The organism is Bacteroides sp. L10-4, from assembly GCF_013373675.1.
In the GTDB taxonomy this organism is placed as follows: Bacteria; Bacteroidota; Bacteroidia; order Bacteroidales; family Bacteroidaceae; genus Bacteroides; species Bacteroides muris.
In genome coordinates this window covers 1-14,595 of record NZ_JABXJH010000074.1, presented here as the reverse complement: position 1 = coordinate 14,595, position 14,595 = coordinate 1, and the positions used below count along the sequence as shown (strand labels likewise).

The following is a 14,595-nucleotide window of genomic DNA, read 5'->3' as shown; positions in this document are numbered from 1 at the left end:
TGTAGGTTGACACGGTGTTCCAGCTGCAGTTCCTCTGCCTGAGGAAGTTTTCGAATCTCTTCAGCACGGTGGGGCTCAGCCTGCGCATGGGCATGGGTTGTCCCTTGTTGAATGCCGAGAATGCATTTACTGCCGATTGGTAGATGTGTGCCGTCCCCCATCTGCCGCCTTCCCGGAGTTCACCGATGACCAAGGAGAACATCTCCTGTAAGGTAATTTCATTTCTGCTCATTTCCAATTTATTTATAAAAGGTTTACTTTACAAGTATATACAATAAAATGAAGAAAAACAGAAGCTTATAATGTATTTCTTCATTTTAGCCAGTCTTTCAGAATGAACTCAAATATATTTCTTATATTTGCGAAAAAAGTCGCATTGAAAAAAGTCGCAATATGAATAATCCATTTAAATTCGGTACGATTGTAGACGGTGAATACTTTACGGATAGAGTAGCGGAACAAGAAAAAGTAAGAGAGATACTTGCAAGTGAGAATCACCTGATACTTATTAGCCCACGACGTTTCGGCAAGACCAGCCTCGTTCAAAAAGTAACGAAAGGGTTGTCACGTCCCGTTTTTCAGTTGAACCTGCAGTTGGTAACAGACACAGCCGACTTTGCTGCTCGATTATTGCGGATTGTGCTTCAACAATATCCTATGGAACGTCTGAAACATCTCATCACTCACTTTCGTTTTATTCCTACCATTTCAACCAATCCCATGACGGATGGCATAGAAGTTTCATTTCAGCCGTCAATGGATGGTTTCATTCTGCTGGAGGATGTATTCACACTGATTGATAAACTGGGCATGAAGAATCCACATAAGAAACCGATTGTAGTACTGGACGAATTCCAAGAAATACGTACATTGGACAAGAGTCTGGATAAAAAATTGAGGTCTATTTTACAGACTTACAATCATGCCAACTACATTTTCTTAGGTAGCCAGGAATCGATGATGCAGGAAATCTTTGAGAAAAAGAAATCTCCTTTCTATCATTTTGGATATTTGATGAAGTTGGGTAAGATTCCTCAAGATGACTTCTATGAGTTTCTCAAGAATGGCTTTCTTCTCTTGGGTGAGGATATGGATGCTGAAACGATAGGCCGCAGCATTCTGTCGTTCACCAATTGTCATCCCTATTACACCCAGCAACTGGCTTACCAGACATGGAATAACTGGAAACAAAACGGTTATAGTGATACTTTGGTAGAAACTGCCATTACAGAGTTGACCCATGTACACGATATGGATTATGAACGTTTATGGAGCACTTTCAATAAAACAGATAAAAAAGTTTTGATAGGCTTAACTATGCAGATGGGGACTCCGTCCAGCCTTCCTTTTCTACAAGCTGTCGGTATTGATTCTCCAAGTACTGCTTTCAGTAGTTTGAAGCGACTTGGACAACAAGGATATGTGATACGTAATGAGGGGTATGAACTGGATGACCCTTTCTTCAGAAGGTGGATTGAAGTAAAGAGAGAAGGGTGATAGAAAGAGGAAATCCTTGTTGGGTTTCGTATCATTTCAGCATATTGAGTTTTATGCTTATCATGTCTTTATATGATATTTGCATCTCCTCCGGTAGAAAAGAGAGACTGATGAACTCCATCCATTCGGTCACGTGCATCTATTTTCCAGCTCTTTTCCGCAATGTCAAGCAACCATCCTTCGGGTATCAGCCCGTCGAAAAAAGGAAACAGCACTTTGTCGTGATAGGCTTTCTCTGTCAAGGGTAATGTGAGACTGACAGCTTCTGCAACATCCGACTGCAGGAACTCCGTATCGTACTGGAAGGTATAGCCATCCTCATCCTCTGTGAGGATACCGGCTTTTATTCCTCGGAGATTTATCAATGCCTGCTTCATCATTCGTCAGTTTTAGTTATAGGTACTGCGCCAACTTCGCTGCCGAACAAAGACAGTAGCTGGTTTACCTTGTCCAACCGCAGCGTCTGTTTGCCTTGTTCCAATTCACGGACAAAGCGCAAGCCTACCCCTGACTTTTCCGAAAGTTCCACTTGGGTCAGATTGTGCTGCTTACGCATTGCTTTTACATATTTGGATAATGTTGTTTGTTCCGTATATTCCATTATTACACCCATAAGGGTATAAAAAGATTAAAGGAGAAAGAGATTATATCTTTTCGGGTATAAATTAACTGAAATATCAAAGTAATGATGAAACATGGAGAATACAGAAAGGGTGTGCTAAAAATGGCACACCCTTAACTCATCTTTACTATTTGTAAGCTTAGACCGATTCTGTTTATATTTTAGTTTGCAGAATTTGGTTTAACTGTTACATTGATATCAGCTTTCTTTGTATAGCCCCAGATGTCTTTTACTGTAACATTCTAATATCACAATAAAGAGGATTGTCCATATCTTCTGTAAGTAGGACCGGCTCTATAATTTCCTTTACTGTACGAACCATAAAGATAAAGGGCCTTTAATGGTAACTTCTCCGCTACCATTTCCTTATAGCGTTTGGCAAGGTTTATAGCTTGTTCTTTATCCATAATTGCAACTCTTTAGTTTGGCTCAGAAGTTCAGCACAGTATTTTCTTTGGTTAAGCTCTTCATTAATCTTTCCTTATAAGAGGGGTAACGGGCTTCTATATTAAGAGGTTCAAGCTTGTCTATAAAGTCTAACTGCTCCTCTGACAATTGCTTGTCCAATCCCGTTCTCTCCGCAAGTCTGGATAGTGAATGTATCTTTAGAGGAACTTCCATTAAGCAATTAGTCCAATATGCTTTGAGAATTTTCTCTATTGTTTGATGGCACATGAAACCGACATAGAGATAACGGCCTGTAAGCAGCATTGCATTCGCTGTTTCCAAATCATAATCTGACATCGCAATCCAATAGGTTACTTGACTATCCGTATTTCGAGTCTTTAGAATAAAGATAGTTATACAAATAAATTGAATGAATATAAGATTCAAGAAAGAAACCATTAAAGCTTATTCCTCTGCAACCAAAGTTGAAAGAACTGATCATATACCTGATAGATGCCTTTGTCATACGTAATAAAATCTTTTTCCAGTAGTCCTTTTACTGCCGAAGAGACGGAACTGGCAGATTGCAACCTGTATTTGCGTACAAAGTCACCGCTTGAGATAGCCTTGGCTTTTCCCTCTGCTGCGATTGCCATAAATGCAATTCGCTGCTTTTCGGGCATCTGATATAACAAGGCATCGTATGTATCAGCAGAAAAGTCCAGAAGGTCGTTAATGGCAATATCTATCATTGAGGGAATACATATTTCTCCAGCTCCGGTCATGGAAAATAGAATGTTCATGACCTTTTGCATATACGAAGTTATGCCATTGAAGCGCTCATATAATTCTGTTACCACTAATGTATCTAAACGTTTGCCTGCCTGTTCAAAGTTCTTAAGACAGAACTCTGCGTATTTGTCAACAGAAATGGGAGGCAGGTTTATTAATGTAACTGATTGATAGAATGGACGTGCCGGAGAAGTAAACATTGCCCCCATCAGATGCCTATGAGATCCGGAGAAGACAAAGTGCGCGTTGGAACAGCGTTGTATGTGTGTCCGTAATGCCGCTTCTATGTTGGGGTCGTCTGTATATTTGGTTATTTGCTGGAACTCATCGATAGCAATCAGACAAGGTTTTCCGGCATTGTTCAGATAGGAGAATATTTCATCCAATGTTGCAGAGGGATTGGTTATGGCGCCCAGTCCGATTCCCCACGTAGGCTGTCCATTCATATCGAATGTTATTTCAGAACGGAGGGAGGCCAGTACATTCAAGAAGGCACTCCATACGGATTTTCCTTTGGGACGCAGTTCATCCAGCACAGCCTTGCCGAAAACATTCACAAAATCGCGTACAGAACTTGTGGCATAGATGTCGATGATGAAAGTGTGATAATGCTCCTTGATTTCCGACTGTCCAAAACAATGCCGCAGCAAGTCTGTTTTGCCTAATCTGCGTGGGGAAATCAATGCAATGTTATTCTCATTCATCAAAAGTGAGACGATTTTAGCCGTTTCTTTCTCTCTGTCACAGAAATATTCCGGTGATACATAGCCGTTTGTAACAAATGGATTTTTCATATAATTACTTGTTTACAGGCAAATATAGAAAAAATATCATATTCGTCATTAATTGATTATCATAAAATGATAATTACGCTAAAGGCAAACTCATGGACATAATGATATACAACGAGGGATATGAATTGGATGACCTGTTTTTCAGAAAGTGGATTGTGATGAAAAGAAAAAGAATAATGAAAAAGAGGAAATTCCGTCCGGGAAAATCCTCTTCTATGCAAATATTTTACTCTTCAGCTTATTCCTGATATTTCACTTTTGTTCCCAAAGCATCGTGGCGCATTTCGCGCTCACTTCGGTAAAGCTTTTCATCTTTTAAATAATAATATTCCTGATAACCTCCAAATTCGATATTGGCATACTCTAAGTGGTCTTCGGCCTTGCAAGACTTCCATGTACCTTCATATTTCACTGAATCAGAGAAAGTGATGAGGGTGGTTGAGTCTGCACGGAGTTCAAACCTTACGCCATTTTCCGTTATGAATGTACCGGCGAAAGAATGAGTAGACTCTGTACTGTTAGTATTGGTACAAGAATATAAAAAACCGAAAGCTATTGTCAACATAGCCAAAATCGTTCGTCTCATTGTTCTTTTGTTTTTATAGAAAAGAGAGTGCTTCTTTTCCGGAAACACTCTCTTTTATTAGTTATCTGCAGTGATGATTATCTTTGAGCAGGAGTACCAGAGTTCTTCTTAACATCAACTTCGAATGTCAAAGTGAATGTCTTCCACTTGTAACCGAACTTCACAGGGATGAACAATTTGTAATCCCAGTTAACCGGAGTACCGCTGTAGTTGTTGTAAGTCAGAGTTTCATCTGCTTGGTTGTAAACAACCTTAGTATTAGAAGGCAGAGGACCGTTTGTTACACCATCAGTCGGAACCAAGTTGCCGTTAACCAGTTGCAAGTTAGACTTGATTTGGTCTGTCATCCATTCGCCCGGAACTACTTCGTAGAATTCCCACAATTCTTTCTGCAACCCAGTGGTATTGGCTACAATATACTTTTTGCCTGATTCGTCAGCATTCCAAGAAACATAAGTGAAGGCACCCTTAACATCGATTGTGCTACCACCTACAGTTGCATCAGTAAAGTTTTCAGTTTCACCTGTAATTACTGTCAACGGTTCAATGATAAATGCGTCATATTCCTTGATAGTTGCAGTGTGAGCAGCAGCCAACAGAGGAGCTGTAGCGCAAGCGTCGTCATAACATACATCGGCAACCAACTTGATGGGAACAGACTTACCTACGAGAGCCTTGGCAGCTTCTGTCGGAGCGTCGCCGCTACGCGGTGCGTGAGTCGGATTTGCTTCTTCCAACTTGATGTTGTAAGTGATTTCGTTAGCATCCAGTTTGTTGGGAGCGTAGTTCACAATCTCAGCAGCTTTCTTGCCGTCGATGTACAGGATTGTTCCGTCAGGACTTACAGTCGCAGTCTTTTCAACAACGCTTGTACCGTTGAAATATTCGTACTTGTAAGCAGAATTGGCAGCTTCCAATTTTTCTTTGTCGAATACGAAGCGGGCACCTTCTTCTGAATAAGCACCACCTTTCACACCCTTATGACCAGTAGTATAAGGATACAATCCGGAATAGAAGAATTTCTTATCAGCGCGCAATGCATCTTCATACCAGATTGCACCACCCAAACCGGTTGTCGGTTTAACTCCAACGTCGTTCAGGAAACCGTTCAGCAAGTCTGTATAGATATTACATGTCGGGTTGTTCTCTGTATTGGCAGCCCATGCCGGGTTAGATTCTTCTGTATTGTAAACAATCGGGTTTACATTGAATGTAGACCATTCATTGTCGTTCTTCCAGTAACGGCCATCGTAACCCCAGAGGTTGAATACCGGTTTGTAGATAGTACGTGTCAGAGTAATCTTCAATGTAGGATATGCACCTGTAGGATCAGAGTAGTAGCAAACCTTGCTGAAGTTCATCTTTTCCTGGTTGTTCCAGTTCGGATATTTCTTAACGATGTCTGCATGAGTCAGTGTCCAGATGATGTTGTAAGATTCTACACCAGTTTCAGAGTTGGCAATCACAGAAGCCGTACCTTGGCCTTCACCGTTTGTACCTTCAAACTCAGTATAAACAGCGTGGAATTCCTGCTTGGTCATACCACCTTCTTTAGCCTTGTCGTAGATATCCTCATTCATTTCCTGAGTACCGATGCGACCGGTGTAGTTGCTGCAGTAATAGATAGAATCAGCAAAAGCATGAGACAGTTCTCTCTCGCCAGCTTCTTTCACCCATTTCACTTTCAGATAACGCATGGCAACCAAAGCATTGTTTACTGTATCCACCAGTTCTACGCGAACGATAGGCTCACGACCTACAGCTGTTGCAGAAGTACCTTCGACGGTGTAAACCTTGGAAGACATGATACCGTTTTCGTGAGAATCCAGCTTGGCAAATTTCTGCTGGTCTGTCTTGTTAGTGTTACCGTCTGCACCACCCAATGTGTTATAAGGAGCAGTAGGGATATAGAAACGGAATGTCAGACCATAATCTTTGTAGTTTGCCAGATTTGCATGGTTGGCATGGTTGGTTTTAGCATCCTTAGCGTCTGTTACACAAACCTTCACCAATTTCTTCAGGTCAAGCGGCTCGTTATAAGGCTGCTTAACGTCTACATATTCGTTGGCTTTAGATTCGTATACGCATACAGAGTCATGATAGTGTACATAGAAGTCTTCTTTGCCGTCGTTCTGGATTTCATCGGCAAACTTACCGGTCATAGTCTTGTTAAAGTCAGTTTTGCTATTAACCAGATACGGAACCTTAACCTCTTCGTGCAGACGTACATATTCAGAGTTCACATACACCTTAGTGCCTTGTTCGTCAAAAGCTTTCTTTTCGGCAGCTGTATAGTTTTCAGCAGCGATAGGAGCTTTCAAAGATGCCATGTAGAACTTTTCCTTGTCGCCGGCAGTCGTTGCAGCGATAGACCCCTTGACTGTCTTTTTGAATTTTACAGTCAGTACGTCCTTGTTGATTTCGTACTTAACCGGTTGAATCGGGCTGTTAGTCTTAATGTCAGCACCGGTAGCCTTGGTCATGATATTTTCAGATGTGATGCAATCGAATGAGGGCAATTCAATATCTGAAGTACGAACACCTACGCTGGGGCTTACATGGAAATAAGCCTCGTTGTAATCAGTAGAGATAGAATTAGCTGTAGCAGCAGCGTTTACGTGGTCCAAAACCGGAGTTGTAGCGTGGTCTTGAGTTGTATGCTTAGTCATAGCCTGATACTTCTGCGGAGTATATTGCAGGGTAGTCAGCGTGATGGCAGCAATACCGTTGATGTGGCTGGTAGGAATTACGGCCAAACTGGTCAGACGATGACCAATCAGGGACATCACCTCAGCGCTTACCTTGTCAATTTCAGCAGCCAAGTCTTTCAGCTTCTCGTCTGTAACGAAATCGCCTTTCAGTTCTTCTTTCAGAGCTGCAATCTTTTGGTTTACGATGTCCAAAGAAGCCAACTTGTCGATTTGGTCTTGCAGTTCTTTCTTCAGAGCTTTCAAATCGTCATCAGAAACACCACCTTCTGCCGAACCGGCCTTGTCCAAAGCTTCCTGAGCCTTGTCCTTAGCTTCGTTGGCAGCTGTTTTAGCATCGTTGACAGCTGTCTCCAAAGTCGAAACTTTCGCAGCCAGCTCTTCAAGTGAAGCTTTCTTGTCCAGTTGTTCCTGCAAGTTCTTGATGTCGTCATCATAGTCCTTACAAGACGTGAACGTTCCTGTCGCACCTATCATCAAGGCACTGAACAGGGTCACACTTAGAAACTTTTTGTTCATAATTGAAAAACTTTAAATTTATAAATTTAAAAAAATAAAAAGTGAATAATTTCTCATTTCCGGCATTCCTTTTCCCACAATGCTTTTTGTTAAAAAATTCCGTTACTTCGCAGGTAACGGATGGATTTTCCGTGCAAACATAAGCGTTTTTCTATAAATGAGCAAATAATAATACTGTTTTTTTATAATTAATCGAAAAAACTGCATCTAAGCGCACTTTTTTGTTAATGGGATTGCTATTCGCCCCAATTATTAGTGCATTTGCGTATGTGTTTTGTATTATAGAGGAGTTGCGCTTATACATATTATTAATAAGAGAATGTATAATTAAAATTAAAGATGAAAGCGATTACCTTGCAAGAAATGCTGTCAACTATTATTGGAGAGCTTCGGGAAAATGGGAGATGGGGAACAGCCCATATTTACCAATCTACATTGAATGTGTTTTCCGTGTTTAACAACCATCAGAATTTACATCTGCGCAAATTGAATCCAGTGGTCTTGAAACGTTTTGAGATGCACCTGCGTCAACGTGATTGCAGTTGGAACACCGTTTCCACTTATATGAAAGCCATCCGTTCGGCCTACAACCGGGCTGTAGATTTACGGTATATCCGATATACCCCCAGATTGTTTGAACATGTATATACAGGAACTAAAGCTGACAAGAAAAGAGCATTGGAAGCTTCGGATATAGGAGCTTTAGTTCGCGGCACAGAAATGGAATTGTCCGAAGGGATTCCTTCCTCAAACCTCCAAATGACCAAAATGCTATTTGTTTTTATGTTTATGATGCGTGGGCTTCCATTTGTCGATTTGGCTTTTTTGCACAAGAAAGACCTGCAAGGCAATGTATTGTCCTATCGAAGAAGAAAGACCGGACGTATTTTACGGGTAGTTCTGCCTCCTGAAGCCTTACAGCTGGTGCGCATGGTATCTAATAAAGACGAGGATTCACCTTATTTATTTCCCATATTGCATAGCAAGGATGGTACTGAGGCGGCTTACAAAGAGTATCAATCAGCCTTGAGGCGCTTTAACTATCAGTTGTCGGCTTTGAAAATACATCTGAATATGGCTTCACACCTTAGTTCGTATTCCGCCCGCCACACATGGGCTACAATGGCGTATTATTGTGAGATTCACCCTGGCATTATTTCCGAAGCGATGGGACATTCATCGATAAATGTTACTGAAACCTATCTTAAACCTTTCAACGACAAGAAGATTGATGAGGCAAATGAGAAGGTAATTTCTTTTGTAAAAAGTAATGTAATCTCGGGATAGCTTTTTTTTATTTCTATTGATAAAATAGCCTATGTGTGTCCATATTTATTCCTCCCGCAAGAGATGTCTCTTGAAGGGAAGAGTCTCCTTACTTGTATCTCACCAGCCCCTATGCAAGTTAAGATATTATAGAATAACGCTTTAACGCTTTTTTATCCTATAAGCCTTTTGATATTCCCACATCTCGACTTTACCTCTCAGTCCTATTATTGGAATTCTAACGATAAGTCGTCCCCCCATCTTTCATCATTTAAAATGTTATAAACAATTATAGAGGTATTGCAACTATCTTAAACCTCTTTTTGCATAATTGTTTAGTATGGTTTCCCGTTACCTGCGAAGTAACGGAATTTTTGGCAACAGAAGAAGCGTGCGAAAAAGGAATTCGAAATGGGAAATTATTCACTTTTTATTTTTTTAAATTTATAAATTTAAAGTTTTTTCAATTATGAACAAAAAGTTTCTAAGTGTAATCCTGTTCAGTGCCTTAATGGTTGGTACTGCAGGTACATTTGTTTCTTGTAAGGACTATGATGATGACATCGAAAACTTACAGAAGCAAATTGATGAAAACGCTAAGGCTATAGATCAGATTAATAAGCTGATTTCAGACGGTAGCGTAATAACAGGGGTAGTCAAGGGAGCAAATGGCATCACTATTACTCTTAGCAATGGTAATTCTTATGAAATTACCAATGGCTCAAATGGTACAAATGCTGCAGTATGGAGCATCGGAGAGGATGGCTATTGGTATAAAGATGACGTAAAACAGGCTTATAAAGCCGTTGGCGAAGAAGGTGGTGACGGTTGCTACTATAAGCCTAATGAAACAACTGGGAACTTTGACATCTACAATGCTGATGGTACCTTGAAGGAATCTACCAATATCTCTTGGAAAGGTACGGGCATTACAGCTGTGGAAGATGGCAACGACGTAATTCTATACAACGTGACAAAGGCTGATGGTACAATAGGCAGTGTCACAATTTCAAAGAGCAACAACTTGCGTAGCTTGGTTTTTATCCCGCAGGTATATGTTGATGGTGTGCAAGGTTTGACTTACGATTCCTATGCCTACAATGCACTAACTTTGTCTGATAAAGATTCCAAGGCAGAAAAAGCAACAGCTGCAGCTACCAGCACTACTATCAACCCGGTTGTCTATGCTGAATATCATGTAAACCCAGCCAACGCCAATGTTGACGAATTGAAAGACCAACTTTCATTCATCGTGAAACCGAATCTGGATTATATCAGTTCACGTGCTGCTGCTTCCAATGACTTTGGAATGGTTCCCGAATTCGTTTCCTTTAAGGACGGTATTTTGAAAGTTAAAGTCAATATCAAAGGAATAGCTGCTACAGAAGAGAAAATTTCTGTATTTGCATTGAATGTAGAGAAAGAAAATGGTGAAGATGTTACTTCTGATTATGCTACAGTATTCAAGAAAGATTTGAGTGACTTGGCTATCGCTGACCCGGCTGCCGAAGCTGCAAAGAAAGGTGTCGCTGATAAAGACGAGCACTATAGAACTAAAATTGCTGCTGTAGATGCTGACGCATACAATCAAAAGATTGTTTGGGAAGAAGGAACTACTGAGGCAGAATCTAAAACATACTGTGATACCATTGTTGTTTACAACCAAAGCTTAGACTTGACGAAATGCGTAGAAGCCCATGAATTAGTATGTGAAGGTGGTGACAAAATCAAAGTTGCCGATTTGGAGAAACTTGGTTTGAAGTTCGCATTCGATGTGGTAAAGAATTATAAGGTAGGTGATCCTGTAACCGATCAGGCAGACTTCGTAACTTTGGCTGATGGTGTTTTGACTCCGAAAGTGTATGAAACCGAAGGCCGCGCAGCAATTGGTCGTACTCCGATTGTACGTGTTCGTTTGATGCATGGTGAGAATATCGTAAAGGTAGCTTACATCAAGGTATTCATTGCAGATGAGACAAGCACTCCTGTTACTAACCAATATGAACTGACTATCGAAAACTTCAAGTACGATTGCGATGAGGCTGCAGCTTCAAAACTGTCAACTGTTAAAGATATGAACGTTCAGGTGTACAATGAAATCGGTTTGAGCAAAGAACAATTCCATGCAACTTATCCGTATTTCTACGACTATGGTGCAAACCAGACTCCGGAAGATTTGGGTATTTGTGAAGAAACAACAGATGCAGAAACTCAAGCTACTCACGTAATCAAATGGACTATCTCTAAAGACGCTTTGTGGGAAAATGCCAATAAGCAGCTGACTCACCGTGTAAGATATTATGCAGGCGAAAATCAAACAGGTGCTTATGTTGAACTGGTACTGAAAGCTACAGTAGAAGATATCCAGAAATCTTACAATGTAGCAAAGGCAGACTTCATTTCCAACTATTGGGATGCAGACAAAACTTATACCAAGTTTAATGTTGCCGTACCAAGTACTACAACAGATGCTGACCCAACTCACTGTACATTCATTAATGATTTGAATTCTCCATTCACAACTTGGGCAAAGAATAGTACTGAAGGAACTCCGGGCGTACTGAAACTTGACAAAGCAGTGACTGGTATAGAATACTTCTTCTGCGCTGATGACATCAAGAATATCACTAAGATTGGTGATATTGATGTAGTCTTCACTACAGATGAGGCTGGTACGACATTGTACGCTACAGTAGGCAACGTAAGAGAAGAGATAGCTGTTATTAACAATGCTGGTTCTACCGCTCCTAACACTGTAACCTATAACAAGGAAAGTGCTATTGCCAAACAGCTGTTGAACACTGGTGCTATGTACACTTATATTGGTGCCACTGGTCGTGTATGCGATGACGATACTAAGGTAGTGACTATTACATTTGATAATAAAGATCACTTCAAGGCTAACTTCATCCGTCCGGTCAACATTGCAGAACAAGCTGCTGATAACTTCATCGATGCTGTTGACTTTGGTGAAAAGGGTTCATTCATCCGCTTGGAAGATTTGATTGCTCCTTACGACTGGCGTGATCGCTACTTCAGTGACTATGCTAATTACTGGGGCTTCTACGGACCATTCAAGATTACTGCCGATGTAGATAACGCAGAATGTGACTTGAACGGTACTCGTCAGGCTGTTCCTGTAACAGTTGAGTTGAAAGCTAACACATATACCACAATGGGTAGCGGTGATGATGCTAAGACTTCTAAGTATGGTTTCATCACTTACAAGAACAATGGTACTAAAGTTTCAGCATTCAATATCTACGTTAAAGTTACCGTAGAATATGGTTGGGGTACCATCAAGACTGATTTCATTACAGTTCCCGTAAGCTCTACTATCACTAATAACTAAAGTAAACAAGTTATTAGAAGATAATAAATAAAAGAGTGGATATAGTCTCACAAAGAGATTATGTCCACTCTTCTTTTATAGTGCCTCCAATAATAAACCAACTGTCAGAACAAGTCTTGACTATTACACGTTATTAGACAACTTCCCAGTACCCCGATGTTCTACTGCCAATCCGAGTTATCAGTCCCTCCCGTTTAAGCAGCGCTATTCTATTTTTTATTGTTCTCTCAGAAAGTTTTAGCACTTCACTCAGCTGTCCAATGGTTATATATGGATCTTGTATAATTGCTTCCAGTGTACTTTGGGCAATCTTTGGGCAATCTTTGGGCAATCTTTGGGCAACATTAATTTCATCCTGCCCCATATTATTCAGTGACGTGCCGGTATTGTCCTTCATTCTGACTACATTACCGCATCCTTCATGTACGGGTATGAACATGAGGAAGTAACTACGTTCCTCATCGGTTTCGATAGAAGCACGTGGTGAACCGTTTTTAGCCAGCTCATCTTGGATTGTGGGGATTCCGGTACAGCGACCTTCCGTCAAGTCCAGTTCTTTCAAGAAATCGCCCAAGCGATTATTCTTGTATCGACGTGAATGAAGACTTTTACACTCCCGCAAAGCTTCGTTTGATATAGAACGGTCCGGTCCTGAAAGGCTTAATATTCTTATCCCTTCCGGTTCTACGGTTATCTCCACTTCTTGCTGTTCCTGATAATCGCGATGATACATCGCGTTAACAACACTCTCCTCAAGTGCCTGATACGGATAATTGAACCACCGTTCCGACTGCATCCTGTCTTTCGGTTTCGAGACATATTCTGTTATGACAACGTCTTTTAAATATTGCATCGCTCCTCTGATGATTGTTGGAACAGAGCCTTTGAACGTCTTTTCTGAAAAACGGTTGGGGTTCTGTATCTTACCCTCAGGAAAAACCACAATGGATATTTGGGTATATGGAAAGAACTTTTCGGGGTGGTTACTAAACATCATGGCAGCCACGTTCTTTATCATCCGATTCTCTGTAGGTCCAATCAGCAAATCCAGCCGTTCAAGCAGCTCCATTGTATCAAGATGTTTCAATTCACCCACCATCCGGCTTCTCACCTCCTGCAGATACTCACGAATCAATACATAATCAATATCCTCTTCTTTGATATCAGGATTGCCACGCCCATCAAAAGGCACACGGCTTGCCATATCCCGCAATTCATCGAGTACCTCACCTTTAGCAACAATACTACTCGTTCCAGAACGTATATAAAAAGCTTCGCGCTTATCATTGCCATTCGTCACATCCATACGGATTGAATAGGGACGATTGACACCGGTAGGTGCCCATATTACTACAAGGTTGCTTCCATCCACTTCTTCAACAGAAATGCGTGGCAGATAATATGGAGCAAACAGATTATTGAAACCCACCATCTGCTGCTGTATCTTATCCAACTGTCCGGTCGGCACACCGGCAACAGGACGTTTAGGCATACCGTTTTCTTCTTCTACACCGATAATGATATAACCTCCCCCAAGATTATCCAAATCATTGGCAAAAGCACAAATAGTATGGTATATACTCGCAGGATTCCAACCTTTTTTGAACTCCACCCGATTACTTTCCACTTTATTACGATGCAGCAGGTCTTCTATGTTTATTGGCAGTGACATATAGTGTTCAATTATTTAATTCCACCAATGAGTATAGTCAGTATGGTGTATTCGTATTGCAATTTTCAATACGAAGTTTCTCGCAAATATAAGAAATATATTCGTCTCCCTTATATTCATCTAATTTATTTATATTGCAGGATAAACCCTTTTATAAATAAATTGGAAATGAGCAGAAATGAAATTACCTTACAGGAGATGTTCTCCTTGGTCATCGGTGAACTCCGGGAAGGCGGCAGATGGGGGACGGCACACATCTACCAATCGGCAGTAAATGCATTCTCGGCATTCAACAAGGGACAACCCATGCCCATGCGCAGGCTGAGCCCCACCGTGCTGAAGAGATTCGAAAACTTCCTCAGGCAGAGGAACTGCAGCTGGAACACCGTGTCAACCTACA

The 14,595-nt window shown here is 41.0% G+C and carries 13 protein-coding genes; 4 read left to right on the top strand and 9 right to left on the bottom strand.

All coding sequences use genetic code 11. The features are described from left to right. A partial coding sequence (locus HU824_RS17385; RefSeq protein WP_176468727.1) for a phage integrase SAM-like domain-containing protein occupies positions 1–232 on the bottom strand: 232 nt, incomplete at its 3' end. 161 nt (positions 233–393) lie between these two features. Here HU824_RS17385 and HU824_RS17380 point away from each other — a divergent pair. After that, positions 394–1,497, top strand: a complete 1,104-nt coding sequence (locus HU824_RS17380) for an ATP-binding protein (protein WP_136011339.1) — start codon at positions 394–396, stop codon at positions 1,495–1,497. A gap of 68 nt (positions 1,498–1,565) precedes the next feature. Here HU824_RS17380 and HU824_RS17375 read toward each other — a convergent pair whose 3' ends face one another. From HU824_RS17375 to HU824_RS17345, 7 genes are all read right to left on the bottom strand, one after another. Next, positions 1,566–1,874: a HipA N-terminal domain-containing protein gene (locus tag HU824_RS17375; RefSeq protein ID WP_176469522.1), complete on the bottom strand. Its 309-nt coding sequence runs from the start codon at positions 1,872–1,874 to the stop codon at positions 1,566–1,568. Beyond that, a complete protein-coding gene (locus HU824_RS17370; protein ID WP_120141287.1) occupies positions 1,874–2,098 on the bottom strand; it encodes a helix-turn-helix transcriptional regulator in 225 nt (74 codons plus the stop codon). Before HU824_RS17370 ends, HU824_RS17375 begins: the two co-directional genes overlap by 1 nt. A 269-nt stretch (positions 2,099–2,367) precedes the next feature. Then, positions 2,368–2,526 carry a hypothetical protein gene (locus HU824_RS17365; RefSeq protein ID WP_168354375.1) on the bottom strand — a complete coding sequence of 53 codons (159 nt, stop codon included), beginning with the start codon at positions 2,524–2,526 and terminating at the stop codon, positions 2,368–2,370. Between the two features lie 22 nt (positions 2,527–2,548). Then, entirely contained in the window at positions 2,549–2,863 is a 315-nt protein-coding gene (locus HU824_RS17360) for a HEPN domain-containing protein (protein WP_255260556.1), read from the bottom strand. 101 nt (positions 2,864–2,964) lie between these two features. Further along, positions 2,965–4,092: an ATP-binding protein gene (locus HU824_RS17355; RefSeq protein ID WP_176469521.1), complete on the bottom strand. Its 1,128-nt coding sequence runs from the start codon at positions 4,090–4,092 to the stop codon at positions 2,965–2,967. 238 nt (positions 4,093–4,330) lie between these two features. After that, complete coding sequence (locus HU824_RS17350; RefSeq protein ID WP_022401132.1) at positions 4,331–4,678, bottom strand: hypothetical protein; 348 nt, start codon at positions 4,676–4,678, stop codon at positions 4,331–4,333. Between the two features lie 77 nt (positions 4,679–4,755). Continuing rightward, positions 4,756–7,905, bottom strand: a complete 3,150-nt coding sequence (locus tag HU824_RS17345) for a PspA/IM30 family protein (protein WP_176469520.1) — start codon at positions 7,903–7,905, stop codon at positions 4,756–4,758. A 339-nt stretch (positions 7,906–8,244) separates the two neighbouring features. Between HU824_RS17345 and HU824_RS17340 the strand changes: the two genes are divergently transcribed. Continuing rightward, complete coding sequence (locus HU824_RS17340) at positions 8,245–9,192, top strand: site-specific integrase (protein WP_176469519.1); 948 nt, start codon at positions 8,245–8,247, stop codon at positions 9,190–9,192. Between the two features lie 448 nt (positions 9,193–9,640). Then, positions 9,641–12,523, top strand: coding sequence for a PL29 family lyase N-terminal domain-containing protein (locus HU824_RS17335; protein WP_176469518.1), 2,883 nt, complete (start codon positions 9,641–9,643; stop codon positions 12,521–12,523). A gap of 133 nt (positions 12,524–12,656) precedes the next feature. On the opposite strand, the gene HU824_RS17330 is transcribed toward HU824_RS17335, so the two are convergent. After that, a complete protein-coding gene (locus tag HU824_RS17330; RefSeq protein WP_176469517.1) occupies positions 12,657–14,195 on the bottom strand; it encodes an RNA-binding domain-containing protein in 1,539 nt (512 codons plus the stop codon). Positions 14,196–14,363: 168 nt separating this feature from the next. On the opposite strand from HU824_RS17330, the gene HU824_RS17325 reads away from it, so the two are divergent. Further along, the coding region (locus HU824_RS17325; RefSeq protein ID WP_176468727.1) for a phage integrase SAM-like domain-containing protein at positions 14,364–14,595 on the top strand (232 nt) is incomplete at its 3' end.